Origin of the sequence: Confluentibacter lentus (genome assembly GCF_002806995.1) — a bacterium.
GTDB lineage: Bacteria > Bacteroidota > Bacteroidia > Flavobacteriales > Flavobacteriaceae > Confluentibacter > Confluentibacter lentus.
Window position 1 is genome coordinate 40,237 of sequence record NZ_NIHE01000003.1, and the last position, 24,230, is coordinate 64,466.

The window sequence follows — 24,230 nt, forward strand, 5'->3', positions numbered from 1 at the left end:
AAAATATTTTTATGAAAACAATAAGAAATATTATTATTACCTGTTGTGTCTTTATGGGGCTAACAGCGTGTGATAAGGGTTTTGAAGAGCTTAACATAAACCCTTATGCCATAAACGATCTTGATGCTTCAATTATATTTGCTAGAACCCAAATTGATTTGAATTTTGGATCTTGGGAAGGTGAAGCCACAATTGTTCAGTATTTTCAAAATGGTTATGATGAAGGTGCTACCGCCGGATTTCAATTCAATAGAAACAATAATAATTTCAATGGAATACGTTGGAATAATTATTCTGGGGCTATTAAAAACCTAGTTCAAGCACTTCACAATACAGAAGGTGATGCAAGTAAAACGAACTTGAGAAGTATGATGCGTATTTGGAAAGCACTTATTTTTATGAATATGGTGGATACGCATGGTGATGTGCCTTACAGCGAAGCAGGCAGGGGCTATTTGGATGGTAATTTTACACCAAAGTATGATGATGATACTGCTATTTATGATGACCTATATAATGAAATAAAAGAGGCATCAGCTGCTTTAAATCCTTCAGGAGACATTGTTACTGCAGATCTTATTTATGATGGTAATATCACCAAATGGAAAAGAATGGCTAACTCGTTATTGTTAAGATTGGGCATGCGTTATTCTAAATTAAATCCGACAAAAGCTGCCAGTATAGCTTTAGAGGCATATAATGCCGGTGTGATGCAAACCAATGCTGATGATTGCGTGTTGTTCTACAATGCCTTATATACTAATGGTATGAATGGTATTAGTAATAACAACCCACGTTTCTATTATCTTGAAAAGCCTTTAATTGATCAATTTAAGTTAACTAACGATCCTCGTTCAAGATTCATAGCTGGGAAGTATCCTAACCCGAACAATGTATTAAATACCCCTCCAGATGTTACTCTAGCGAATCAACAAGGGTTTCCTGTTGGTTACAGTAATCTTACTGTTGCTACTTCGCCAGGTGCGCCAGTTCCAGTTATAAAAGGAACGGGTATGGATTTTTCTCAACCAAATTATTTTGCTTTGTTTAGTCAGACATCTCCACGATTTTTCATTACGAATTCCCAAACCAAATTACTATTAGCTGAAGCAGCTTTTAGAAATTGGATTCCTGGTAATGCACAGGCTTTGTATGAGGAAGGTATTAGAGCAAGTATGGCGCAGTTTACACTTTACCCAGGTGGATATGGCCCCATTACTACTGCTGAACAAGATGCTTATATAGCAGATGCTGATGTTGCCTATAATGCTACTGATGCTCTTAGGTTAATTAATACTGAGTATTGGGTATCTAACGTTAACAATCCATTAGAAGGATGGGCAAACTTTAGAAGAAGTGGTTTCCCTGGATTAACTCCAAATCCTTTAACTGGAGATCATCCTGTAGGAGGCTTTATACGTAGAGTGCCATATCCTACCCAAGAAAGTGGATCTAATCCAGATAATTATCAAGCCGCTCGAGCTGCCATGGGAATCGCTGCTGATAATAGCAACGATATGGGTGTTAGAGTATTTTGGGATAATCCTTGATATCAATAACATTCTTTATAAAATTAAAGAATATATAATAAAAGACCTTTCAAAAATTGAAAGGTCTTTTTGTTTTCAATACAACTTGATTTTAGACATAAAAAAACGGTTTAGAGTGAACTAAACCGTTTGTTTTGAAATGATTCTGATTTGTAGCGAGAGGGGGGCACGATCCCCCGACCTCCGGGTTATGAATCCGACGCTCTAACCAGCTGAGCTACCTCGCCTAATTTAAGGCTGCAAATATAAAAACAATATTCATGCTTACAAACTTTACTCATGTAAAATATTTTTAAAAATAATTGTTAATCTTACCAATTAATGTATATATTGAGCACCGTAAACATTTAAATTACTTATGGACGAAAAAATTAGATTTGATATTGAGTTCCCAATACATGCCTCTCCTCAACTGTTATACCAATACATATCTACGCCTTCTGGATTGTCTGAATGGTTTTCAGACAACGTAAACTCTAGAGGTGAGTTATTTACCTTTATTTGGGATGATAGTGAAGAACAAGCCAAATTGCTAAGCAAAAAAAGTGATGAACGTGTTAAATTTAGATGGGTTGCAGATGAAGATGATAAGGCTGTGTTTTTTGAAATTAAAATCCAAGTGGATGAAATCACAAAAGATGTATCTATTATTGTAACCGATTTTGCAGAAGAAGATGAAGTTGATCAAGCAAAAATGCTTTGGGAAAATCAAATTTCAAGTTTAAAACAAGTATTAGGCTCGGCTTAATTCCAGCAAAAGGAATATAAATTATATATTTGCTCTATTCCAAAAAAAAACTAAGGAATAGGGCTTTTTTATGATTAATTTTAATGGCACAGCTGTAGAAGAAACGAACATATTATCCATAAATAACAGAGGCTACACTTACGGTGATGCCCTTTTTGAAACCATCAAAGTTTCTAAAGATAAAATATTGTTTTGGGAAGATCATTATTTCAGGTTGATGGCTTCCATGCGTATCATGAGAATGGAGATTCCCATGAATTTTACTATGGAATTTCTGGAGAACCAAATATTTAAAACTTTAGAAGCTAATAATCTAAAAGATACTTCAGCCAGAGTTAAATTGCTTATTCATAGAAATGAAGGCGGATTGTATTTGCCAAACACCAATATCATTAGTTTTATAATCACTGCCAAGCCACTTGAAAATCAATTCTATGGAATTAAGGACGATGTGTATGAAGTGGATTTATTCAAAGATTATTTTATAGCACCTGGTTTGTTATCTACTTTAAAAACAAACAATAAAGCTTTAAATGTCATTGCTAGTATCTATGCCAAGGAAAATAAATTGCAAAACTGCTTGCTTTTAAATACCGATAAACAAGTTGTAGAGGCTTTGAATGGCAATATTTTTCTTGTAAAAGGGAATACGATAAAAACACCACCCATTTTAGATGGTTGTTTAAAAGGAATCATGCGGAAACAAGTTATGGCGATTGTAAAAAGTATGCCTGAATATGTTTTAGAAGAAACGTCCATATCGCCTTTTGAACTTCAACAGGCCGATGAATTATTCATTACGAACGTGATTGTAGGCATTCAACCTATAACGAAATATAGAAAAAAAGCATTTGTAAAGGATGTGTCAACAATGCTTTTAAATCTCTTAAATGAAAAAATAAGTTGAATTAATTGTAATTCGGATTTTCTGGAGCATTGGACCAAATACTGTATTCGCCACCAAACTCCAGCATTTTTTCTTTCCAAAAAGATTCGTAGTCCTTGGCAATAATATCTTTTTTATAAATGTTTTCGGTGACTAGCCAAGAGTTTGTTTTCAATTCATTTTCCAATTGATTCACCTCCCAACCAGAATATCCTAAAAAGAATCGAATATCCGTTTCCTTGATTTCATTGTTGGCAATAAGTTCGGCTACATTATTAAAATCGCCTCCCCAAAATACTCCCAATGAAATTTCAACACTATTTGGGATTAATTCTGGAACTTTATGTATAAAATATAAATTATCTTGCTCAACGGGCCCTCCATTGTAGACTTTAAAAGGCGCTTCAATTTCAGGCACTAAATCACTAATGTTATATTCTAAAGGTTTGTTAAGTATAAATCCAATAGAACCTTCTTCATTGTGGTCTGCTAAAAGAATTATGGAGCGATTGAAAGAGGAATCGCCTAGAATGGTAGGTTCGGCGATTAACAGGTTACCTCTTTTAGGTTTAATAGTTATCATGCCATTAATTTTTTTTAATTAAATCTAGCATATATTTATTAAAAAAACAACAAGGAATGGATTAAAATAAAAAAAGCCTTCTAAAGTATAGAAAGCTTATTTACATATTAAAGAGGTAAACAATTAGTTTACAGCGTTTGATAAATCTGCACCAGCTTTAAACTTAACAACGTTTTTAGCTTTAATTTTGATAGTAGCACCAGTTTGAGGATTTCTTCCTTCTCTTGCAGCTCTTTTAGAAACTGACCAAGAACCAAATCCAACTAAAGATACTCTTTTGCCTTTTTGTAAAGCACCTTCGATATCAATTAATAAAGAATCTAAAGCTTTTTTTGCAGCTGCTTTAGTGATTCCAGCATTTTCTGCCATTCCGTCGATTAAATCTGTTTTGTTCATAATATAAAGTTTAATTATTAATAAAAGGTTAAACGTTTTGTTAAATCCTATTACAAATTTATACGGATTATGCAATCTTGCAAGTAATAACGTGGTAAATCCATATTATTGTTGATAACTTAATTTATTTGTTAATAAAGGCAGGTTATTTCATCGATTAATTGAAAATGTCAATGATACTAAGGGCTTAGAGCATTTTTGCATCTGCTTCAAATTTATAACCATTTAAAAATGATTTGATGTCCATCGTGCGTTTTCCAGGAAGTTTAATCTCTTTAATAATGATGTATCCATTTTCAACAGCTACTTTTAATTCATTTTTGGTTGAAACAATACTCCCTATGCTTTTGGAATGATGGGCGATTTCTTTTTCGGCTTTATAAATTTTCACATCCAGTTCATCAGTTCCATTAATTAATGTACACCAAGCGGCGGGATACGGACTCAATCCACGAATATGGTTGTAAATACTGTCTAGGGAACCATTCCAATCTATTTTACAGTTGTCCCTGTCCAGTTTATAAGCGGTTTTTATATTTGCTGGATCTTTTTGTGGAACGGTTTCTGGCTGTCCTTTTTCAATCAACGCAACTGTTTTTAAAACCAATTGACTGCCCAATTCCATCAATTTATCGTGTAAACTCCCTGCATGTTCTTCGAAATCTATTTGTATTTCTTCTTGAAGAATCATATCCCCAGTATCAATTTTATCATCTATAAAAAAGGTAGAGACCCCTGTTTTTATTTCCCCATTAATAATCGCCCAATTAATAGGTGCTGCACCTCTGTAATTAGGCAATAATGAGGCATGTAAATTAAAAGTACCATATTCTGGCATCTTCCAAACGGCTTCGGGCAACATTCTAAAAGCGACCACAATTTGCAGATTGGCGTTTAAGGATTTCAATTCCTGTAAAAAAGCTTCGTTTTTTAAATTAGTTGGTTGTAAAATTTTTAGGTTCTGCGATGCAGCATATTGTTTCACGGCACTTTCACTAAGCTTTTGTCCGCGACCCGCTGGTTTATCGGGCGCCGTTATAACGCCGACTACATGATAATGGTTTTCGACCAAGGCTTTTAAAGTCGCTACGGCGAAATCGGGCGTGCCCATAAATACAATCCTTAAATTTTTCATCTGTTGGTATTTTATTGTTTTTTTAATGGTCAGAAGCAATTCGCATATTATAATCCCAAAAAAGACAAATATTTTGGAAGCTCATTTCATAAATGACTTAATTTGTAAGTATTCGTTTTTGTTATCGATATGATGTTATGTTCCAACATTAAGAGTAATACAGGTTTTAGGTCTTTATCCGAAATCCCTAAAGTAGTTTCAATCATCCGAGATGACTGGTCTCCTGTTTCCAATAATTCAATAATACGGTTTTTTATGGTTTTGGCATCTTGGGGTGGCGTTGTTTTTTTAGTATTGGCACACACCGAACAAATGCCACAAGGTTCTATCTTTTTTTCACCAAAATAGGCGAGTAGCTGCATACTTTTACAAACCGAATCATTTTCAACATAATCCAACATCGCCTTCACTTGTTGCTGTTTTAGCTCGTTTTGCTGATTGATGATGTAAGCAATCCGATTGATGGTTTTATCATCTTCCCGAGGCTCAATAAACGTGATTTGTGCATCTGTTTTCGCTAAATTCAGCTTAATAATACCATCTTTTTCCAGTTGAATCAAAGCCGAAATCAATTCAGGTTCCGCCACAGATGCTTTTTCCGAAACAATGGACGTATTTATTTTAGTGTCGTGGTCAAAAATACCACCATAAATACGGAGCATGGATTTCACAATAATATTTAAATTTTGATGCCTTTCCAAATAACTGAAAAGCGCATTATTGGCTATGATAAATTGAACCGATATGTTATTTTTAAATTGTTTGGATAACCCAATGACGCTATTTCTATCCAACGCCAGCAACGCATTATAAGAAAGAACACTATTAAAATCATAGGTTTTACAAAACGTATTAAAGTCGAAATCAAACGTTGAATATTCTCCTTCACCATAAGGGATTTGAAAATAATTACACAGTTTTCTATAGACTTGCTTGATGAAATCGACCGTGGGAAGCACATTTAAAAACTGACTTTTCACCATACCTTCATCGCTATTATTCTTTAAAATAACAGCAAAGGCTTTGTCGCCATTTCTCCCAGCCCTTCCCGCTTCTTGAAAATAGCTTTCCATACTTTCAGGCAGATTTAAATGGATGACTGTTTTTACATCAGGTTTATCAATGCCCATCCCAAACGCATTGGTGGCAACCATCACTTGTTTTTTGTTGTTCAGCCAAAGGTTCATGTGCGTATCTTTTTCAGCATTGGAAAGTCCACCATGATAATACGTCGCCAAAATACCTTTCGATTCCAAAAATCCACTCAATTCCAAAGTCAATTTCCGATTCCTAACATAAACAATGGACGCCGATTTATATTTCTTTAAAATGGTTTCAATACGATAGTATTTGTCATCTTCATGACATACCATGTAAGCCAAATTGGGTCTGTAAAACGATTGCTTAAAGACTTTCGGATTGATAAAATCGAGTTCCTTAATAATATCCTCAACTACTTTTGGAGTTGCCGATGCCGTCAACGCAATCATATTCACAGTCGGCTGAATCTGCCGTAATAAGGCGATGTTTTTATAAGCTGGTCTAAAATCGCTTCCCCATTGCGAAATACAATGCGCTTCATCAACTGCGATCAAACTCACGTTCATTTGCTTGATGCGTTCTTGCACCAGTTCTTGTTGTAACCTTTCGGGCGATAGGTATAAAAACTTATAATTTCCGTAAATGCAATTATCCAAAAGCGTGTCTAATTGCGCATAACTAATGCCACTAGTCAAAGCCATCGCTTTAATGCCTTTATCCTGCAAGGTTTGTACTTGCTCTTTCATCAAGGCAATTAAGGGTGAAATAACAATACAAATACCCTCTTTAATTAACGCCGGTACTTGAAAACATAGTGATTTTCCACCGCCCGTTGGTAATAAAAGAAACGTGTCTTCACCTTTCAATACGGCATTGATGGCGTCTTCTTGAAAAGGCCTGAATTCTGTAAACTTCCAGTAACGTTCTAATATGTTTACAGGGTGCGTCACTAAAGGATGTTTAAGGTTTTTAAAATATAATTCGTTCTGTTTTCAACGGTGTCAAAAGGCACATCCAACAACTTGTAATCGTATTTTTGATACGTGTTTAATAAATGTTCATGGATTTGCATGGCTTGTCCGAAATCCTCGTATCGTTCATTATCACTGGTATAAATGGCTTGCCACGGTTTTAAAATAAACACATAATCGTACACGCAATCTTTACAAGCGTCAATAAAATGTTGTGGATAATCTTCTCCTTTAAAATCCATGTAAGCAACAATATCAGGCACACCTCTGTCAAAAAAAACAGGATTGGCGGTTTCATTCAAAGCATCTGCATATTGTTGTTTGCGTCCATTTAAAAGGCGTTCGCTAAATAACAACGGATTCGTTAAAAACAATTGTTCAATGCCTTGTTTTTGGGCTTCCAATATAATATCCCTAGAAATCTCTTCAAGACAGGTAAAACCGCGTTGCATCAAGTCGTTTATAATAGATGATTTTCCTGTACCAGGGCCACCTGTAATAACAATTCTTTTCGTGTTCAAATGGGTAAGATTTTAGCTGTAAAAATCGGAATTAAAATGAAGACTACCAATTTCGAGTTAAAATTATATCAAATCCTATGGCTGCCTCTATAAATTAAATGGAAACTGTATATTTGTAGCTTAGAATTATATTATGAGTACACCGCAAAATTCGGATGAATTTTACAATAAATTAAGAGAGCAATTACGACAAAGTGCCAATTGGCCTGCAGAATATCTATATAAATTCATTATCCCCACAGATGTGCATAAAATAGCCGTTTTAGAGGCTATTTTCGATAATATGGGCGCCGTTATCAATACGACGGAATCTAAAAACGGCAAGTACACCAGTGTTTCCATCAATATTTTAATGAGAAATCCAGATGCTGTTATAGAAAAGTACCTTGAAGTTGCAGAAAAAGTGGAAGGCGTCATAAGTCTTTAATTTTTTTTTGTATTTTGCGGCAGCATAACAACTACATGCAGCAACATTTAACTCTACACACACTTTAATTTTGACGATAGACGATTTAGAATACAATACCGAGCGTGAACATTTAATCATTCCAGAATATGGTCGCCATATGCAAAAAATGATTCATTACGCTAAAACCCGTGAGACCAAAGAAGAACGCGATAAAGTGGCAAAAGCCATTATTGCGGTTATGGGAAACATGCAACCACATTTACGCGATGTGCCCGATTTCCAACATAAACTTTGGGACCAATTGTTTATTATGGCGGATTTTGAATTGGATGTCGATTCACCATACCCAAAACCATCTCGGGAATTGCTGGCAGAACGTCCTGATCCGTTAAAATACCCACAAAATTTTCCTAAATATCGTTTTTACGGAAACAATATTAAAACGATGATAGACGTTGCCAATACGTGGGAAGAAGGCGATCTTAAGGAAGCGCTTATTTTTACTATTGCCAACCACATGAAAAAGTGTTTTTTAAATTGGAATAAAGACACTGTGGAAGATGATGTGATTTACGGTCATTTATATGAGCTTTCAGGCGGAAAAATAAATTTACAGAATTCCGAAGAAGATTTGTCCGATGCCACCAGTTTAATGCGTAGTAAAACCAAATTTGCCACCACCAATAACAACAAAAAAGGAGGCCATCATAAAAAGAGTAATTTAAGCAATCGCCCAAGAAAACGTTACTAACCACCACCTATGGGAACATTTAAAATTGAAGGAGGCCACCAACTAAAGGGAAGCATTCAGCCTCAAGGAGCTAAAAACGAAGCGTTACAAATTTTATGTGCCGTACTTCTTACTCCAGACCTCGTTACTATACATAACATTCCAGATATTGTTGATGTCAATAAACTGATAAGCCTACTTAAAAAGTTAGGTGTGAAGGTTGAAAAAATCAGCAAAGGAACCTATACGTTTCAAGCGGATGACGTTAATTTAAAATTTTTGGAATCCGACGAATTTAAAGAAGATGGCCGTGGATTACGTGGTTCCATTATGATTGTCGGCCCGATGCTTGCCAGATTCGGTAAAGGTTACATTCCGAAACCGGGAGGTGATAAAATCGGGCGTCGCAGATTAGATACCCATTTTGAAGGCCTTATTAATTTAGGAGCCAAATTCAGATATAATAAAGAAGACCAATTTTACGGTGTTGAAGCCGATAGATTAAAAGGCGCTTATATGCTCCTTGAAGAAGCTTCGGTAACTGGGACAGCCAATATCGTGATGGCTGCGGTGCTTGCCGAAGGCAGAACCACCATTTATAACGCTGCTTGCGAACCCTATTTACAGCAATTATGTAAAATGCTGAACCGCATGGGCGCACAAATCAGCGGTGTAGGATCTAATATGTTGATTATTGATGGGGTTGAAAAATTAACAGGGACGCATCATACCATGTTGCCTGATATGATTGAAATCGGTAGCTGGATTGGTTTGGCGGCGATGACCAAAAGTGAACTGACCATTACCAATGTGTCTTGGGACGATTTAGGTATTATTCCAACCGTATTTAGAAAGTTAGGCATCACGGTTGAAAGACGTGGCGACGATATTCATATTCCAGCACATACCGATGGCTATGAAATACAAAGTTTTATTGATGGTTCTATTTTAACCATTGCCGATGCGCCTTGGCCAGGGTTTACACCCGATTTATTGAGTATTATTTTGGTTGTGGCCACACAAGCTAGAGGCAGTGTCCTTATTCACCAAAAAATGTTTGAAAGCCGTTTGTTCTTCGTGGATAAACTGATTGATATGGGTGCCAAAATTATTTTGTGCGACCCGCATCGTGCTACGGTAATTGGACACGACTTTAAATCCACATTAAAAGCAATGACCATGACCTCGCCCGATATTCGCGCCGGGGTGTCGTTATTGATTGCAGCCTTGTCCGCCAAAGGCACATCAACCATACAAAACATCGAGCAGATTGATAGAGGTTACGAGCATATTGACGAACGTTTACGTGCTATTGGGGCTAGGATTGAGAGGTTGGAGTAAAGTATTAGTTGCGCTTATCGTTTTGGCTATGGTTTCGTTGCGTGAAAATCCGCAAGGATTTTCCGCCGCAAAACGAAGATAGCAAATTTGCGAAGACTTTCCGAGAGGAAAGTCAGAAACAATGAATTATAGCCAATGTTAGCGAACGGTTTTCCATTCTACCCACCCTAAAATATTAGGTTAATATTCTAAACCTATCAAATCCAATAATTCTCTTAGATGATAAACATTAGTAAAAATTGGTATTTGTGTATTCGAGAGCTTTAAACTATTTAGAATAATATATTTCTCAAAAAGTTCACGATGTTCAGGTAAATCTATATTAAAAGTGTCCTTTTTTGAAACAATATCATTAAGTTTTTCCTCATAAAATATTAGAAGACTACTAATATCTTGGTTAAGTGCTTTTCGACCACCCCAAACAATTCCCACAATACTATCTTTATCCTTTGTATTTCCAAGCTTAATAACTGGCCCTCCAGAACTCCCTGGAGCATTGATAAAATCACTTTGACCATACCATGGACGAGCAAAAGGAATTAAGGATGATATCTCTTTTGGCACAAAAGGTCCGAAAAATTCGTTTCCCACTATTCCTGAGCTAATAGTTAAGTTTTGTAATGCTAAAGGAAATCCTGCTGCTATGACATCATCTCCACGAAAATAATTTTTTCTAGAAATTGGTAAATACGAAGTAAGGTTTTTGTTATTTGGTGATTTTAAAATAACCAAGTCAGAGTATTTACCATAATTGTAAATTGTGTCGTTTTCAAAAAAATTCGAAAGTACAAATGCTGGGTTTCTTGTTCTATCATCCTGAGATTCTAGTTCATTATGAAGAGAGGGATTATAATAAATCGTATCATTTATTTCTTCCTTGTTTTTTTTAGATTCAATAATCTGCTCCACAAGATGGAAATTTGTGACGATGTAAAAGTTTTTAATTACAAAACCACTGCCAATTGGTTTGCCTTTATGAAATAATTTCACAACTGACATATCTAATTTTAAGAATCTAAATCTATCAGTTTCCGACTGGGAAAATAATTGTTCGCTAAGTATGGCGAGTATTATGAGTATTACAATCTTCTTCATTTATGGTTTTTAAAAAAAAATGATTAAATATCGATTGTCCTATACATTCCTTTAATTTCATCTTTAGTTTGCACAACTGTTCGCTAACGAAATGATATGAATTGTTTCAATGAAATATCAACCGATAAACGAAGTTAGTTTTTTAATAGTAAGAAATCAATACTAATTTGTAAGTATTTTTAACATAGTTATTAACGCTTTTGATACACTTTGTCAAGAATCCAAAATGAAGTTAACTTAATTAATATTGGATTCCTGCCTGTGCAGGAAATCGAAGATTCGACGAAGTCAATGACAAGCACGATTTATATTAAGAAATAATTTTGGATAAGGTTTTCGCTGTTTTGCTTCTCGATACATTTTTTGTTCCGCTCGCTCCACAAAAAACACTCGAAGTGACATTTAGGTTGTTAATTGTGTTTTTAGTTGGTTAGCTTGTCAGTTCGAGTGAAATAGTGAGGCACGAGCTATTTTGTATCGAGAACCGTTAAGAGTTAAACTTTTTCTTAGCTAGGTTTGGAAGATTATCAAATTCACCATTAATCAATGCTTCTTTTTTAGCTTTCGACCATTTTTTAATTTGCTTTTCAGTTGCAATAGCAATATTGGGGTCTGTAAATTCAGCATAAAAGGCTAAATGAATGGGGCGTCTGGAATAGGTATAACAGTCTTTATGTTTTCCCGATTGATGTTCAATTAATCTTTTTTCTAAATTGGATGTAAAACCTGTGTAGTAAGTATCATCAGAGCATTTTAAAATATATACATAGTAGATTTTCATGCTTTAAATATAATATATAGTTGTATTTGTTAAAGCTTCTCGATATAAATTTGTTCCGTTGCACTTCATAAATCCACTCGAAGTGACATCTAGGTTGCTAATTGTATTATAGTTAGTTAGCCTGTCAGTTCGAGTGAAATACGGAGGCACGGAGTATTTTGTATCGAGAACCTTTTTTAGTTGTAAAGCTTCTCGATACATTTTTCGTTCCGCCCGCTCCACAAAAAATACTCGAAGTGACATTTGAGTTATTAATTATGTTTAAAGTTAGGCTGTCAGTTCGAGTGAAATACGGAGGCACGGAGTATTTTGTATCGAGAACCTTAGTTTAATAAGCTTCCCGATACATTTTATAGATTTTAAACCGCTTTCAAATAATACTTTTTCCGTAACCAAAAAGACACTTTTACCAATAAAATTAAGGCAGGCACTTCCACCAACGGGCCAATAACACCTGCAAAGGCTTGCCCAGAATTGAGTCCGAATACCGCTATGGCAACCGCTATGGCCAATTCAAAATTATTGCCTGCCGCCGTAAATGCCACTGCCGCTGTTTTATCATACTCGGCACCCACGGCTTTCGTGACAAAGAAGCCAATGATAAACATGACCGTAAAGTAAATAAGCAAGGGTACTGCTATGATTAAAACATCCATCGGGATTTCAACAATCAATTCACCTTTTAGCGAGAACATCACAATAATGGTAAACAAAAGCGCTATTAAGGTTAATGGCGAAATGGTGGGAATGAATTTTTGGGTGTACCAAGTTTCACCTTTTAGTTTGACGAGTATCAACCGACTTAATATGCCCAAAGCAAAAGGGATTCCCAAATAAATGGCCACACTTTCTGCAATAGTGGCGATGGAGATATCTACAATAGCACCTTCAAATCCGAAATAGGGCGGAAGCACCGTTATAAAAATCCAAGCATAAAAACTATAGGCAAACACTTGAAAAATACTGTTTAAGGCCACCAAACCCGCACCGTATTCGCTACTGCCATCGGCAAGGTCGTTCCAAACCAAGACCATCGCAATGCAGCGCGCCAAACCGATTAAAATGAGTGCGACCATGTATTCTGGGTAATCCCGTAAAAACGTGATGGCCAAAATAAACATCAACACTGGGCCAACAATCCAGTTAAGGATTAATGATATCGATAAAATTTTGGTGTTACGAAACACTTTTGGCAACAATGCATAGTTGACCTTTGCCAATGGCGGATACATCATTAAAATAAGCCCGATGGCAATGGGGATGTTTGTAGAACCACTACTAAAGGAATTAATGATTTCTGGAAATGATGGTACAAAATAACTTATACCAACGCCCAATGCCATGGCGATAAAAATCCAAAGCGTTAAATAACTGTCTAAAAAGCTCAATTTTTTATGTGATGCCATGTTTAATGATTGATTTTAGAGAATACGTAAAACAATTCGGTGGCGATTTGCAAACTGCGCTCATTGTATTTTTCAGCTTGTTGCGGTGTGCCGTCAAAGGCTTTTGGGTCTTCAAACGTGATGGGAATACGTTTTTCTGCCCCAGCAACAAACGGACAGGCTTCGTTTGCCGAATCGCAAGTCATAATCGCTGCAAACTCCGATTTCGGATTGAATTCATCATCCAACTTTTTTGAAAACCCCATAATAGGATGTTCATTATCCGCATATTTGATGCTGTAAATGGGATTGTTTCCTTCCGACATGGTTTTTATTTGAAAACCTGAGTTTTCCAATGTTTTTGCAGCCATGGGAAACAATGCTGTGGCTTCCGTGCCACCGGAATAGCAAAATATATTTTTAATATTAAAATGAAAGGCTAAGGTTTGCGCCCAAACTTGCGATAAATGGCTTCTCCGTGAATTGTGCGTGCAAATGAAATTGATACGAATCTCCTTGTTGTCATTGACTTTTGTTTGAACAAAATCAATCAATGGTTGCAAAGTCTCTTTGCGTTCTTTGGAAATGGTTTCAACATTTAGCGAGGAAATGATATTTTCTATTTTTTCAAATACTTTCATGGTTTATTGACTTTTTATATGAGACTTTCTTAACAACATCCGCTGTTTGGTGCACAACACGCTTCAGCTTTGATGTCAGAAAGTTTTACTTTTGGTTTTTGTGAAGGAATACCGCAATTATCTTTTGCCAAGCAATCGGTTTGTTTGGTAGTCAATAAAAAGTTGGTGCCGTTATAATCCAATCCGAATTTTCCAATGGTATCGCCTTGGTATTCCACTTCAATGTCTAAGTCCGAAATACCAAGAACCTTTTCAGAAAGTTCAATGATTTTCAATAATTTTTCAGGATGCAGTCTGTGGTTGTAATCATTAGCATTCCACAATTGGAAATTCACGATTTCTTCGTTACGAACCGTGCCACCACAATCAATAAAGTGTTTAGTTATTTTACCAACTTCTGTCACATGAAAATGATTTGGCACTAAGTCGCCGTTTGGTAATTGAAAAGCTATGTTGCTTGATTGGTTGAGGACGGATTTAATGTCTGATAGTTTCATAATATGAATATTAAAAGGTGATTTTATTATATTTGTTTATTGCAATCATGCGATGAATGCTATTAAATTTTTTTAACAACAGGTTCCTTTTGTGATATCTTGATCTAAAAACTGGAACATGGTGTTTTTCATTTTGGCCCAATTGTCGGTGTCGATGCAATAACACACGCTGGTGCCTTCTACATTTCCTTTAATGAGTCCTAAGTGTTTCAATTCTTTTAGGTGTTGGGAAATAGTGGGTTGTGCGAGTCCGATTTCATTAACCAAATCACCACAAACACAGGCATTTATTTTGAATAAATGTTGAAGAATGGCAACTCTGGCAGGATGACCGAACACTTTTGCTATGAGGGCAATGTTGTTTTGTTCATCGGTGAACATGGCTGTTTTAGTTAAACCCATAATTGTTTATATTGTTTAATTGCAATATTACGATTAATATGGTAATGAACAAATTTATTTAATGATTTTTTTTGAAGATTTGATTTTTAGTTCAAAGCTTCCTTGTAAACTTTTAAGCAGCGTTCCCGTGCAAAAGCATGGTCTACCATAGGTTGTGGATAGGTGAGTTCTTGAAATTCTGGCACCCATTGATTGATGTATTTTAAGTCCTTATCGAACTTTTCAATTTGCGTGGTGGGATTGAATATTCTAAAATAGGGGGCTGCATCTACACCGCAACCAGCCACCCACTGCCAATTGCCCACATTACTTGCCATGTCGTAATCATGCAGTTTTTCGGCAAAATAGGCTTCGCCCCAACGCCAATCGATTAATAAATGTTTGCATAAAAAACTCCCCACTAGCATACGCACCCGGTTGTGCATAAAGCCCGTTTCATTAAGTTGACGCATCCCTGCATCCACCAACGGATACCCTGTTTCGCCTTGGCACCATAATTTGAATTCGGCTTCATTATTTCTCCAAACTATACGGTCATATTGTGGTTTAAAACTTTGTGTAGCCGTTTGCGGAAAATGCCATAAAATTTGCATAAAAAATTCGCGCCAAATGAGTTCTTGCCAAAAAACTTCATTGTTTTCTGAAGTCGCTTTTCTAATCATGTCGCGAATACTCACTGTTCCGAAACGTAAATGTGGCCCTAATTTGGAGGTGGTATCTTGTGCAGGGAAATTCCGAGTGGCTTCGTAATTTTGAATTAATTTAGAATCAACTCGATAATCCTCAATGGTTTGCAATGATTTTTTAAAACCAATAGCGTTTAAAGTGAGGTTAGGCGCGTCATTGTTTTTGATTAAATTTTTAAAATAATCCTCGGTATTATAGGTTTCCAGCTTATGAGATTTGAACGTTTGCTTCCATAACTTCATGTATGGTGTGTAAACTACATAAGGCGTGCCGTCGCTTTTTACAAGTTCATTTTTTTCAAAAATGACTTGATCTTTATATGTTTTAAATGAAATTCGATGTTTTTCTAATAAGTACTTAATTTCAGAATCCCGTTCTTTGGCATACGGTTCATAATCATGATTGGTGTAAACCGCTTTGATGTTGTAGGTGTTTATTAATTGTTTGTAAACTTCTAAAGGATTTCCATGATACAAAGCCAAATTACTGTCATGCTTGTTTTGAAGTGTTTCACGCATCGTTTGAAGCGTTTCAAAAATAAACGAAACACGAGCATCATCTTCAGGAAGTGATTCTAAAATGTGTCTATCGAAAATGAAAATCGGTAATACGTTTTCTTCATTTTTTAAAGCTTCAAAAAAGCCTTTGTTATCATGCAAACGTAAATCGCGCCGAAGCCAAAATATGCTAATGGATTGCTGCATAATTTAAAATGTACCAAACAGTTCTTCCAGTTTTTTTGTTCGGTAATTGAAGATTTCCTCCAATTTCGGTTGAACTAAAATTGGTTGAACAAGCTGACCTAAAATTCCGAACGGCACTTTATAATCAATAATGTCTTCCATTTCCACGCCGCCATCAATCTCTTTTATAAAATGTTTGTGGTGCCATAAGGCATAAGGCCCAAAGCGTTGTTCATCAACGAAATATTCGCCATCAACCACATGAGTGATTTCCGTAACCCATTTGGTTTTGATGCCTAAAATAGGCGTGACGATATATTGAATAATCTGACCCGCAAACATAGGTCTGTCCGCTCCAGATAAAATATCGAAACCCATATAATCGGGTGTGATGGTTTTTAAATTTTTTGGGTCTGATAAAAATGCCCAAGCTTCCTTTTTTGAAATAGGTAAGAGCTGTTTTTTATAAAGAGTATATACTTTCATTAATTATTAAAAAGAATGTAGGCGTTAAGAGACGTCGCAATGCACAACCAAACAAAGTAGGGGAGTATTAAAAGGGATTTTATTTTAAGCTGTTTCATATAGGTAAACAAAAACACGGCTACGACTATGGTGAGCAAAATAATATCTAAAAGTCCCAAACTAATCAAGTGTTGATTGAAAAAAATAAAATTCCAAGAGACGTTCAATACAAACTGAATGAGAAATAATGTTTTCACTTTGGTGGTTGGTGATTCCGTGTACAGATATGCCATATATACCGAAAAACAAATCATTATAAACGACCAAGCCGCACCAAAAGCCCATCCGGGTGGTGTCCAAGGCGCTTGATTTAAATTGGTGTACCAAGCGGAAGTTGAGCCGCCATCCATTAACCATGAGCCAATGGCAAGTGCGCCAAAATTGATGATTAAAAATAGGACAATGAGTTTTAAAATTTTCATTGTAAGTTTTTAACAATTTTAGCATCCATAGGTGTTACGGCTGATAAATAATAATCCACTAAATTACCTTTGCCATCCACCAAATATTTTTGGAAATTCCATTTTACTTCAGAATCCACTTTCCCATTTTTAGACGCTTTTGTCAACCATTGGTACAAAGGATGCTGTTTGTCGCCTTTCACATCTAGCTTCTCAGTCATTAAAAACGTGACGCCGTAATTGGCATGACAGAATTCTTGTATTTCTTTAGCAGTTCCAGATTCTTGATTGGCAAATTGGTTGCATGGCGCGCCAATAACCATCAAATTGCCTTTGTGTTTGTTGTAAAGTTCTTGTAATTCGGCGTATTGTCCCGTAAAACCGCATTTTGAAGCGACATTGACAAACAGAATGTGTTTTCCTTTAAATTTATTTAAATCTATTTGACTACCATCTAAGCCTGTAAGTTTGATGTCGTAGATAGATGATTTAGGGGATTGTGCCATGGATTTTGTTGATACTAAAAGGATTAAACTTAAAAAGATTAATTTTTTCATAAAATTAGTTTTATAGATTAGATTTTGAATGAAACAATGCCACAATCCATTTGGAATATTTGTCCGGATATGGAAGCTGCCTTTTCTGATAATAAAAATACTGCCATTTCTGCAACTTCGTTCGGATTTAAGATTTTTTTAAGAGGGTGGCGTTCTGTGATGGCTTCAATCATTTTCTCGTTACGTAATAATTTGGAAGCCAATTCGGTATCCGTTACGGTTGGAGCGATGGCATTTATTCTGATGGTTGGTGCTAATTCGGCTCCTAAAGATTTTACCAATCCTTCCACACCCGCTTTGGCCGTGGCAATAGAGCCATGAAAAGGCATTCCCAATTTTGCGGCCACGGTACTAAAAAGAATGATGGCAGGTTTCTCACCATTTTTCAAAATCGGCAAATATTTGTGAATTGCTTTAACGGCTCCTAAAACATTGATTTCAAAATCTTCCTTAAACTCATCGATGCTTAATCGGGATATGGGTTTTAAATTGATGCTTCCTGGACAATAGATTAATCCGTCTGCTTTTTCAAGATCTGGAAGTTCATCTTTGGTGATATCACAATTGTAATGCGTTAAATGGTCGTGCGTCAGTTGCGGCGCGCTTCTGCTGATATTAATAATCTTATGAGTGTTTACTAATGCATTTACAATGGCATTCCCAATGCCTTTGCTACCGCCAATTATTAATATCGTTTTCATTTTAATTTATGGTCGTCCCTTAAGACGTTTTTCTATTTTTTGTTTGATGGCAGTCAGTCGTTTCATGATGTCCATTAATTCCGGATTTTTTTCGGTTTTATAAACCGTATTCAAATCTAAAATAAGATCTTTCACTTCTCTTGATGCCTCTATGCGTTCGCTAGTTGTTTTAAAAACTTGTTTGCGTTGTTCAAATTCTAAAGCTTTGTTAACAATATCCATAATGTCCAGTCTAAATATTATTTAATTTTTTATTTGCTTGCGACATTTTGCCACAATTTAACAATATAATGAATTATAGGATATTTCCTTTGTTTTTATTGATTTATTTAATAATGAGTTATATCATCGTTTTGATATACTATTATTGGAAATCTGTTTTTGCCTAGAACATTTAAACCTTCCTAAGTCAAAACCTCTTAATTTTTCATGTTTCGTAGCACGACCTTGAACACGTTTACGCCATCTTTTAAAACTACTTGGTTTTAGTTCGTTTCGCATCATTTCAATTACCTGTTGTTCATTAATCTGAAACTGAAACTTAATGGCTTCAAAAGTGGTTCGGTCTTCCCAAGCCATTTCTACAATCCTATCTCTATCCATTTCTGAAAAAAACATCATCAACCCTGAAAATTGTATTGCGATTCGTGTTCTATTTTTTTATCCAAAAGCTTATCAAAAAAGGATTTATTTTCTTTGAACATGTTATTATTTCTGAATTTTATAAAACGCCCTTGTGCATGAATACTGCTTCCGTCTGTTTTATAAATCACTAATTGATAATAGGGAATGACCCAAGTAAAATTACTCAACCCTTTATTGATATATATGAGAATACCCCCAGAACGCATTTCAATATTGGCATAATTAATATCGGAAATGGTGTTGGTATATGATTTCATATTCGGACTCACCTCATCAATAATCATGCGTTTAGAACCGATGCCTTTCATTTTAATCGACTGAAAAAACGAAAAACGTTTTCCAACCAAATCGTTGATTAGGTTTTCGTGCTCCTTATTTTTATATGTGGTGTCTAATACCATGTTCAAATATACATCAAATTTACGAAATGTTTAATATTTTTTAATATATGTTAAACAAAAATTAACGTTTGTATATGAAGTATAGAACAGCTAACAATGTTATTTTCGCTTGTTGAGTGTATGTTTTTTTAGGATGCGAAGGCTTTCATTCTTTACAATCATATTTTTTTGAAGGTTCCAAAGGGTGGTGCTCGCTTTTTTTCTGCTTGCTTGAATGTCCACAATGGGATAAGGGTAATCGATTCCCAATCTCACATTGTAAAACCGTTGTTCCATGTCGGTCATGAGATAAGGTTCGTGGGCAAAAGGTGTGTCTAAATCTTTCAGTTCCGGCACCCATTTTTTAATAAATATGGCGTCTGGGTCGTGTTCCAAGCCATTTTTTATCGGATTATAAATTCTGAGCGTGTTAATGCCTGTTTCACCAGCCTGCATTTGTAGTTGTGGAAAATGGATACCGGGTTCAAAATCCAAAAACTGTTGTGATAAATGTTTGCTGGCTTCTTGCCATGGTTGCCATAAATTGTGCGTGAAAAACGAAACCACCAAAGCACGCATCCTGAAATTTAAATACCCCGTTTCGTTCAAACAACGCATACAGGCATCTACCAATGGTACGCCAGTTTTTCCTGTTTTCCAAGCCTCTTGATGGTGTTTAGACAAGTCTTTTCTTAGATCATGATAACCTTTGTTGATACTTTCTGTTTCCATGGTGTGCTCCATTTCAAACTTTTGGATAAAATGAGCCTGCCATTTGAGCCTGGACAAAAAGGCTTCCAGTTGTTTTTTGTTTGATGCCGAAACATTCAACTCCAAAGCCGATTTAAAAACTTGTCTCACAGAAAGATTTCCCCAAGCTAGGTAGGGAGAAAGCCTGCTACACGATTTTCTGGCATCCAACGGTTTTGAGATGGAAAACATGTAATTTTTGTAGCGACTGCTTAAAAAAGATTCTAAGTATTTAAGTCCAGTGGTAGTACCGCCTTTTTGAAAATTGGATGTTTTTGGAGTTGATAATGATACGATTTGACATTCTTGCTCAAGGATGGCAATATCTTCAAAAGATAGAAATTGTTCAGATTTTGGATGAAATTTACACAAAGGCATATTCATAAAACTTTCCCATTTCTCTACCCATTGTTCTCTGTTTTGCAAGCCCCTGTAAATGCCATTATTGATGTTTTCCTGCCAATTGATGAAATTGTTTTTACAAAAACGCTTGAAAATTTTATCTCTGTTGAAAGTTGCCAAAATACCAGTTTCTTGATGTGAAAACACCTTAACCACTTTAAAATGTGATTGTATTTTGTTGAATGCGAATATGATATCTGTTTGTATGGTTAGTATTTTCGTGTTGAATGGTATTAATCTTTCATTTATGTCTTCCAATGATTGCTTGATGAAATTCCAATGGCGCTCGCTATAATGTGGATCATTCAACAACATGGGTTCAAACACGTACAATAACAGCACACGATTGCCCGAAGCTAACGCCTTTTGGATGGCTTCATTATCATCCAAGCGTAAGTCGCGTTTCAGCCAAACAACAGAAATGGGTTCTTTATCAGTAGGCATCTTGATTTTCTATAATATGTTGTGCTTTTTGCTTCAGTTTGGAAAGGTCTTCTTTGTCCATTTTATCAAGAATATTGTACATTATTCCCATTCTGAAATTATCCTGCAAATGCGTTCTTTTATCATCTAAAAAATTCCAATAAAGGCTGTTAAACGGACACGCATCGGATTCTAGTTTTTTTGTTTTATTATAGTAACAGGTATCACAATAATTACTCATTTTATGGATGTATGAGGCTGATGATACATACGGTTTGGTCGCTATTTTTCCACCATCTGCATACTGGCTCATGCCTCTGGTGTTGGGCAATTGCACCCATTCCACAGCATCCAAATAAATGCCTAAATACCATGCATCCACGTCGTCAGGATGTGTTTGGGTGAGCAAGGCATAATTTCCAGTAACCATCAAGCGTTGGATGTGATGTGCATAGGCATTATCCAATGAGTTGGTGATGGCATGTTTTAAACAATTCATTTTGGTGTTTCCTGTCCAAAAAAAGTCAGGAAGCTTGTTGGTGTTTTCTAAGGCATTTGCGGTTTTAAATTCTGGCATTAGTGCCCAATACATACCGCGCATGTATTCCCTCCAACCAATGATTTGACGAATAAAACCTTCTACTTGGGAAATAGCGATGTCTTGAGAATGACTCCGATAATAATTAAGCACCGTTTTTACCACATCCTTTGCTGTGATGAGTTTAATATTCATAGCAAATGATAATCGGGAGTGGAATAAAAAGGGCTCTTTGGCGTGCATCGCATCTTGATAATCCCCAAAATGAATCAATAAATTTTCACAGAAATATTTTAATTGCTCCAAAGCTTGTGCTCTGGTTATGGGATATGAAAACGTCTTGGTTTTAAAATTCCGCATGGTTTTGATATTAGCTTTTTCTATATCTGTGATAATATCTTCAACAGGATTATTAAAGTCTTTAAATGCAGGAATAACATCTGTTCCATGCCATTTGTTTCTGTTGCTTTTATCGTAATTCCATTGGCCACCTTCGGGTTGGTTGGCTACCATTAAAATATCATGTTTTTTACGCATATCCCGATAGAAATTTTCCATGAGATATTGTTTTTTACCTTTGAAAAATACTGCTAAGTCACTTCGTTTTGTATAAAAATGTTCGGTGGAATATGCTTTTGAAGGTATAGAAATAGCATCACAAAATGCTTGTAATTGTTGGTCTAATCGGTATTCATCAGGTAATTGATATTCAAAGTGCTGTATGTTTTCTTGTTTGATTAATAAATGAAGATTTTCAGTTAAGCTTTGCGTATTTTGTTTGTCATTGATTTTAAAATAAACCACGCGATGTCCTAAGGTTTTTAAATCTTCCGAAAATTGACGCATGGCAGCAAAAAATCCGATGACTTTTTGAATGTGATGAACCACATAATTGGTTTCTTGACGCATTTCAAACAAACAATAAGTAACAGACTCATCAACATCTTTAAACCAAGAATGTTTGATGTGTAATTGATCGCCTAATATGAGTCGTAATGTCTTCATTCAAACAAGGAATTTTGCAACCATAATTTTTGATAAGTACCATTGCCATCATAGTTTTTTGCTTGCAAAGGGATATTAAATTTTCTATCCCTTGGGTCGTTGCCAACGCCAGACACATACATCCAGTTGCCATAATTGCTGTGCACATCATAATCAATCAGCATCGATTCAAAATAAGCGGCCCCCATACGCCAATCCATCAACATGTCTTTCGCAAAATAGGAGGCTACATTTTGTCGGCCGCGATTGCTCATCCAACCTGTTTTTTTCAATTCTATCATATTGGCGTTCACAAAAGGCTCTTTCGTGTTGCCATCCATCCATTGTTGAACGTACTGTTTGTTGGTTTTCCATTCATATTCTTTTTGAAGAATGCCGCCAATTTTGAAAATATTATTTTGATGCTTCATCGATATGTATTTAAAATAATCCCTCCAAATCAATTCGAAAATGAGCCAATAAGTGGATTCATTTTTAACATGTTCCTGCTCAAAACGTTTCATTTCCCAATAGATGGTTCTGGCGGAAAGACTACCATTAGCGAGCCATGGAGAGCATTTAGAACTGTAATCTACACCAATCAATCCGTTACGGGTCAGTTTATAAAATCCGACTTTTTTGCTTTCAAAAAGATAACTTTGAAGGTGTTTTAAAGCGGAAGTTTCGCCACCTTGAAACGGAAATGCTGTTTTTGGATGCATTTCAAAAGCTTCGAAGCCTAAATCATGTAAGGTAGGAACCTTAATGTCTAGGAGCGGCATTTGATTTTCAAGACACTCTGTTATCTGTAATGATGCTCTAACGGCAACAGAAGTTTCCACTTTTTTCCTGAAAACCGTAAATACTTCCGGAATTTCTGAGGATGAAAAAGGCACATCGTCAGGATGAAATAAAAATTGGTTGTAAACTTCTTTAAAATCAACATGTTTTGGAGATGCTTTTTTCACCTGTTCGAGAACGTCAACTTCTTCGCTGGTCCATTCCTTTTGAAGATAAACGGAGTCTACTGATAATTTTATGATGATTTCTGGAATGATGATTTCAGGTTTTTCAACACACACTAGCAAGCTAATATTCAGCTTTGCTAATTGTGTTTTTAAATCCGAAACCGTTTCAATTAAAAATTTTGCCCTGAATTTTTCGGTTTTTTTGAATCCAAAAGGCGTGGTTTCATAATGTCTGGGGTCAAAACAATAGAGCGCAATAACATTTTGGGATGCATTGATAGCCGATTGAAGCACGGCATTATCATGAATCCTCAAGTCGTTTCTAAACCATATTAAAACGTTTTTGTTTTGTGTTTCCTGCATCGTTCACTACAATATTTGACGGATTCCCAATTCTTTTCCCATTTTTTTCGCCAAGTAAAAGGCAATTGACAAACAACACATGTTTTTTGAGGTAAGTGTTGCTTTTTAATC

The 24,230-nt window shown here is 35.7% G+C and carries 29 protein-coding genes and 1 tRNA gene; 6 read left to right on the top strand and 24 right to left on the bottom strand.

The window, feature by feature from the left end; all coding sequences use genetic code 11:
* The first annotated feature begins 11 nt into the window (after positions 1-11).
* Entirely contained in the window at positions 12-1,550 is a 1,539-nt protein-coding gene (locus CDH50_RS07025) for a SusD/RagB family nutrient-binding outer membrane lipoprotein (protein WP_100611315.1), read from the top strand.
* A gap of 153 nt (positions 1,551-1,703) precedes the next feature.
* Here CDH50_RS07025 and CDH50_RS07030 read toward each other — a convergent pair.
* A tRNA-Met gene (locus CDH50_RS07030) sits at positions 1,704-1,777 on the bottom strand.
* A 131-nt stretch (positions 1,778-1,908) separates the two neighbouring features.
* Between CDH50_RS07030 and CDH50_RS07035 the strand changes: the two genes are divergently transcribed.
* Together CDH50_RS07035 and CDH50_RS07040 are read left to right on the top strand one after the other, a co-directional pair.
* Positions 1,909-2,298, top strand: a complete 390-nt coding sequence (locus CDH50_RS07035) for an START-like domain-containing protein (protein WP_100611316.1) — start codon at positions 1,909-1,911, stop codon at positions 2,296-2,298.
* A 70-nt stretch (positions 2,299-2,368) separates the two neighbouring features.
* Positions 2,369-3,205, top strand: coding sequence for an aminotransferase class IV (locus tag CDH50_RS07040; RefSeq protein WP_100611317.1), 837 nt, complete (start codon positions 2,369-2,371; stop codon positions 3,203-3,205).
* Position 3,206: 1 nt separating this feature from the next.
* Here the strand turns inward: CDH50_RS07040 and CDH50_RS07045 are convergent, their stop codons facing one another.
* From CDH50_RS07045 to CDH50_RS07065, 5 genes are all read right to left on the bottom strand, one after another.
* Entirely contained in the window at positions 3,207-3,767 is a 561-nt protein-coding gene (locus CDH50_RS07045; RefSeq protein WP_100611318.1) for a YqgE/AlgH family protein, read from the bottom strand.
* Positions 3,768-3,890: 123 nt separating this feature from the next.
* Positions 3,891-4,163 (bottom strand): HU family DNA-binding protein, encoded by a 273-nt coding sequence (locus tag CDH50_RS07050; RefSeq protein WP_100611319.1) that lies wholly within the window; start codon positions 4,161-4,163, stop codon positions 3,891-3,893.
* A gap of 187 nt (positions 4,164-4,350) precedes the next feature.
* Positions 4,351-5,298, bottom strand: coding sequence for a methionyl-tRNA formyltransferase (fmt, locus tag CDH50_RS07055; protein ID WP_100611691.1), 948 nt, complete (start codon positions 5,296-5,298; stop codon positions 4,351-4,353).
* An 86-nt stretch (positions 5,299-5,384) separates the two neighbouring features.
* Positions 5,385-7,289 (bottom strand): RecQ family ATP-dependent DNA helicase, encoded by a 1,905-nt coding sequence (locus CDH50_RS07060; protein ID WP_100611320.1) that lies wholly within the window; start codon positions 7,287-7,289, stop codon positions 5,385-5,387.
* Positions 7,289-7,831 (bottom strand): AAA family ATPase, encoded by a 543-nt coding sequence (locus tag CDH50_RS07065; protein WP_100611321.1) that lies wholly within the window; start codon positions 7,829-7,831, stop codon positions 7,289-7,291. The genes CDH50_RS07060 and CDH50_RS07065 overlap by 1 nt, the downstream gene beginning before the upstream one ends.
* Positions 7,832-7,964: 133 nt before the next feature.
* Here CDH50_RS07065 and CDH50_RS07070 point away from each other — a divergent pair, with 133 nt between their 5' ends.
* From CDH50_RS07070 to murA, 3 genes are all read left to right on the top strand, one after another.
* The gene (locus CDH50_RS07070; RefSeq protein WP_100611322.1) at positions 7,965-8,258 is read left to right on the top strand and encodes a DUF493 family protein; all 294 of its coding nucleotides are present in this window, start codon (positions 7,965-7,967) and stop codon (positions 8,256-8,258) included.
* A gap of 70 nt (positions 8,259-8,328) precedes the next feature.
* The gene (locus tag CDH50_RS07075; RefSeq protein WP_100611323.1) at positions 8,329-8,991 is read left to right on the top strand and encodes a DUF4290 domain-containing protein; all 663 of its coding nucleotides are present in this window, start codon (positions 8,329-8,331) and stop codon (positions 8,989-8,991) included.
* Between the two features lie 9 nt (positions 8,992-9,000).
* The gene (gene murA, locus CDH50_RS07080; RefSeq protein WP_100611324.1) at positions 9,001-10,311 is read left to right on the top strand and encodes a UDP-N-acetylglucosamine 1-carboxyvinyltransferase; all 1,311 of its coding nucleotides are present in this window, start codon (positions 9,001-9,003) and stop codon (positions 10,309-10,311) included.
* 180 nt (positions 10,312-10,491) lie between these two features.
* Here the strand turns inward: murA and CDH50_RS07090 are convergent, their stop codons facing one another.
* The 18 genes from CDH50_RS07090 to CDH50_RS07175 all read right to left on the bottom strand — a co-directional run bounded on the left by CDH50_RS07090 (position 10,492) and on the right by CDH50_RS07175 (position 24,229).
* Complete coding sequence (locus CDH50_RS07090; protein WP_100611325.1) at positions 10,492-11,406, bottom strand: S1 family peptidase; 915 nt, start codon at positions 11,404-11,406, stop codon at positions 10,492-10,494.
* Positions 11,407-11,893: 487 nt separating this feature from the next.
* Positions 11,894-12,187 (bottom strand): GIY-YIG nuclease family protein, encoded by a 294-nt coding sequence (locus CDH50_RS07095; RefSeq protein WP_100611326.1) that lies wholly within the window; start codon positions 12,185-12,187, stop codon positions 11,894-11,896.
* Between the two features lie 359 nt (positions 12,188-12,546).
* A complete protein-coding gene (arsB, locus tag CDH50_RS07100) occupies positions 12,547-13,593 on the bottom strand; it encodes an ACR3 family arsenite efflux transporter (protein ID WP_100611327.1) in 1,047 nt (348 codons plus the stop codon).
* A gap of 2 nt (positions 13,594-13,595) precedes the next feature.
* Positions 13,596-14,213: an arsenate-mycothiol transferase ArsC gene (locus CDH50_RS07105; protein ID WP_100611328.1), complete on the bottom strand. Its 618-nt coding sequence runs from the start codon at positions 14,211-14,213 to the stop codon at positions 13,596-13,598.
* 29 nt (positions 14,214-14,242) lie between these two features.
* Positions 14,243-14,710 (bottom strand): DUF6428 family protein, encoded by a 468-nt coding sequence (locus CDH50_RS07110; protein ID WP_100611329.1) that lies wholly within the window; start codon positions 14,708-14,710, stop codon positions 14,243-14,245.
* A 72-nt stretch (positions 14,711-14,782) separates the two neighbouring features.
* The gene (locus tag CDH50_RS07115) at positions 14,783-15,112 is read right to left on the bottom strand and encodes an ArsR/SmtB family transcription factor (protein WP_100611330.1); all 330 of its coding nucleotides are present in this window, start codon (positions 15,110-15,112) and stop codon (positions 14,783-14,785) included.
* A gap of 86 nt (positions 15,113-15,198) precedes the next feature.
* On the bottom strand, positions 15,199-16,503 hold the full coding sequence (locus CDH50_RS07120; protein WP_100611331.1) for a cryptochrome/photolyase family protein: 1,305 nt from the start codon (positions 16,501-16,503) through the stop codon (positions 15,199-15,201).
* 3 nt (positions 16,504-16,506) lie between these two features.
* Positions 16,507-16,968: an SRPBCC family protein gene (locus tag CDH50_RS07125; RefSeq protein ID WP_100611332.1), complete on the bottom strand. Its 462-nt coding sequence runs from the start codon at positions 16,966-16,968 to the stop codon at positions 16,507-16,509.
* Positions 16,968-17,429: a TspO/MBR family protein gene (locus tag CDH50_RS07130; RefSeq protein WP_100611333.1), complete on the bottom strand. Its 462-nt coding sequence runs from the start codon at positions 17,427-17,429 to the stop codon at positions 16,968-16,970. Before CDH50_RS07130 ends, CDH50_RS07125 begins: the two co-directional genes overlap by 1 nt.
* Positions 17,426-17,965: a glutathione peroxidase gene (locus CDH50_RS07135; protein ID WP_100611334.1), complete on the bottom strand. Its 540-nt coding sequence runs from the start codon at positions 17,963-17,965 to the stop codon at positions 17,426-17,428. The genes CDH50_RS07130 and CDH50_RS07135 overlap by 4 nt, the downstream gene beginning before the upstream one ends.
* A 17-nt stretch (positions 17,966-17,982) precedes the next feature.
* A complete protein-coding gene (locus CDH50_RS07140; RefSeq protein WP_100611335.1) occupies positions 17,983-18,666 on the bottom strand; it encodes an SDR family NAD(P)-dependent oxidoreductase in 684 nt (227 codons plus the stop codon).
* A gap of 6 nt (positions 18,667-18,672) precedes the next feature.
* Positions 18,673-18,888, bottom strand: coding sequence for a hypothetical protein (locus tag CDH50_RS07145; RefSeq protein WP_100611336.1), 216 nt, complete (start codon positions 18,886-18,888; stop codon positions 18,673-18,675).
* A 123-nt stretch (positions 18,889-19,011) separates the two neighbouring features.
* The gene (locus CDH50_RS07150; RefSeq protein WP_100611337.1) at positions 19,012-19,287 is read right to left on the bottom strand and encodes a TIGR03643 family protein; all 276 of its coding nucleotides are present in this window, start codon (positions 19,285-19,287) and stop codon (positions 19,012-19,014) included.
* Positions 19,287-19,712: a hypothetical protein gene (locus CDH50_RS07155; RefSeq protein WP_100611338.1), complete on the bottom strand. Its 426-nt coding sequence runs from the start codon at positions 19,710-19,712 to the stop codon at positions 19,287-19,289. The genes CDH50_RS07150 and CDH50_RS07155 overlap by 1 nt, the downstream gene beginning before the upstream one ends.
* A gap of 99 nt (positions 19,713-19,811) precedes the next feature.
* Entirely contained in the window at positions 19,812-21,287 is a 1,476-nt protein-coding gene (locus tag CDH50_RS07160) for a cryptochrome/deoxyribodipyrimidine photo-lyase family protein (protein WP_100611339.1), read from the bottom strand.
* A complete protein-coding gene (locus tag CDH50_RS07165; RefSeq protein ID WP_100611340.1) occupies positions 21,277-22,809 on the bottom strand; it encodes a cryptochrome/photolyase family protein in 1,533 nt (510 codons plus the stop codon). Before CDH50_RS07165 ends, CDH50_RS07160 begins: the two co-directional genes overlap by 11 nt.
* A complete protein-coding gene (locus tag CDH50_RS07170) occupies positions 22,806-24,119 on the bottom strand; it encodes a DASH family cryptochrome (protein WP_100611341.1) in 1,314 nt (437 codons plus the stop codon). Before CDH50_RS07170 ends, CDH50_RS07165 begins: the two co-directional genes overlap by 4 nt.
* Positions 24,089-24,229 (bottom strand): DUF2256 domain-containing protein, encoded by a 141-nt coding sequence (locus CDH50_RS07175; protein WP_100611692.1) that lies wholly within the window; start codon positions 24,227-24,229, stop codon positions 24,089-24,091. Before CDH50_RS07175 ends, CDH50_RS07170 begins: the two co-directional genes overlap by 31 nt.
* Between the last annotated feature and the right edge of the window lies 1 nt (position 24,230).

Excerpts from the sequence above, each read along its gene's own strand:
- CDH50_RS07025 (WP_100611315.1), top strand. The coding sequence starts at position 12 with ATGAAAACAATAAGAAATATTATTATTACCTGTTGTGTCTTTATGGGG.
- CDH50_RS07035 (WP_100611316.1), top strand. The coding sequence starts at position 1,909 with ATGGACGAAAAAATTAGATTTGATATTGAGTTCCCAATACATGCCTCT.
- CDH50_RS07040 (WP_100611317.1), top strand. The coding sequence starts at position 2,369 with ATGATTAATTTTAATGGCACAGCTGTAGAAGAAACGAACATATTATCC.
- CDH50_RS07045 (WP_100611318.1), bottom strand. The coding sequence starts at position 3,767 with ATGATAACTATTAAACCTAAAAGAGGTAACCTGTTAATCGCCGAACCT.
- CDH50_RS07050 (WP_100611319.1), bottom strand. The coding sequence starts at position 4,163 with ATGAACAAAACAGATTTAATCGACGGAATGGCAGAAAATGCTGGAATC.
- fmt (WP_100611691.1), bottom strand. The coding sequence starts at position 5,298 with ATGAAAAATTTAAGGATTGTATTTATGGGCACGCCCGATTTCGCCGTA.
- CDH50_RS07070 (WP_100611322.1), top strand. The coding sequence starts at position 7,965 with ATGAGTACACCGCAAAATTCGGATGAATTTTACAATAAATTAAGAGAG.
- murA (WP_100611324.1), top strand. The coding sequence starts at position 9,001 with ATGGGAACATTTAAAATTGAAGGAGGCCACCAACTAAAGGGAAGCATT.
- CDH50_RS07090 (WP_100611325.1), bottom strand. The coding sequence starts at position 11,406 with ATGAAGAAGATTGTAATACTCATAATACTCGCCATACTTAGCGAACAA.
- CDH50_RS07095 (WP_100611326.1), bottom strand. The coding sequence starts at position 12,187 with ATGAAAATCTACTATGTATATATTTTAAAATGCTCTGATGATACTTAC.
- arsB (WP_100611327.1), bottom strand. The coding sequence starts at position 13,593 with ATGGCATCACATAAAAAATTGAGCTTTTTAGACAGTTATTTAACGCTT.
- CDH50_RS07105 (WP_100611328.1), bottom strand. The coding sequence starts at position 14,213 with ATGAAAGTATTTGAAAAAATAGAAAATATCATTTCCTCGCTAAATGTT.
- CDH50_RS07110 (WP_100611329.1), bottom strand. The coding sequence starts at position 14,710 with ATGAAACTATCAGACATTAAATCCGTCCTCAACCAATCAAGCAACATA.
- CDH50_RS07115 (WP_100611330.1), bottom strand. The coding sequence starts at position 15,112 with ATGGGTTTAACTAAAACAGCCATGTTCACCGATGAACAAAACAACATT.
- CDH50_RS07120 (WP_100611331.1), bottom strand. The coding sequence starts at position 16,503 with ATGCAGCAATCCATTAGCATATTTTGGCTTCGGCGCGATTTACGTTTG.
- CDH50_RS07125 (WP_100611332.1), bottom strand. The coding sequence starts at position 16,968 with ATGAAAGTATATACTCTTTATAAAAAACAGCTCTTACCTATTTCAAAA.
- CDH50_RS07130 (WP_100611333.1), bottom strand. The coding sequence starts at position 17,429 with ATGAAAATTTTAAAACTCATTGTCCTATTTTTAATCATCAATTTTGGC.
- CDH50_RS07135 (WP_100611334.1), bottom strand. The coding sequence starts at position 17,965 with ATGAAAAAATTAATCTTTTTAAGTTTAATCCTTTTAGTATCAACAAAA.
- CDH50_RS07140 (WP_100611335.1), bottom strand. The coding sequence starts at position 18,666 with ATGAAAACGATATTAATAATTGGCGGTAGCAAAGGCATTGGGAATGCC.
- CDH50_RS07145 (WP_100611336.1), bottom strand. The coding sequence starts at position 18,888 with ATGGATATTGTTAACAAAGCTTTAGAATTTGAACAACGCAAACAAGTT.
- CDH50_RS07150 (WP_100611337.1), bottom strand. The coding sequence starts at position 19,287 with ATGATGTTTTTTTCAGAAATGGATAGAGATAGGATTGTAGAAATGGCT.
- CDH50_RS07155 (WP_100611338.1), bottom strand. The coding sequence starts at position 19,712 with ATGGTATTAGACACCACATATAAAAATAAGGAGCACGAAAACCTAATC.
- CDH50_RS07160 (WP_100611339.1), bottom strand. The coding sequence starts at position 21,287 with ATGCCTACTGATAAAGAACCCATTTCTGTTGTTTGGCTGAAACGCGAC.
- CDH50_RS07165 (WP_100611340.1), bottom strand. The coding sequence starts at position 22,809 with ATGAAGACATTACGACTCATATTAGGCGATCAATTACACATCAAACAT.
- CDH50_RS07170 (WP_100611341.1), bottom strand. The coding sequence starts at position 24,119 with ATGCAGGAAACACAAAACAAAAACGTTTTAATATGGTTTAGAAACGAC.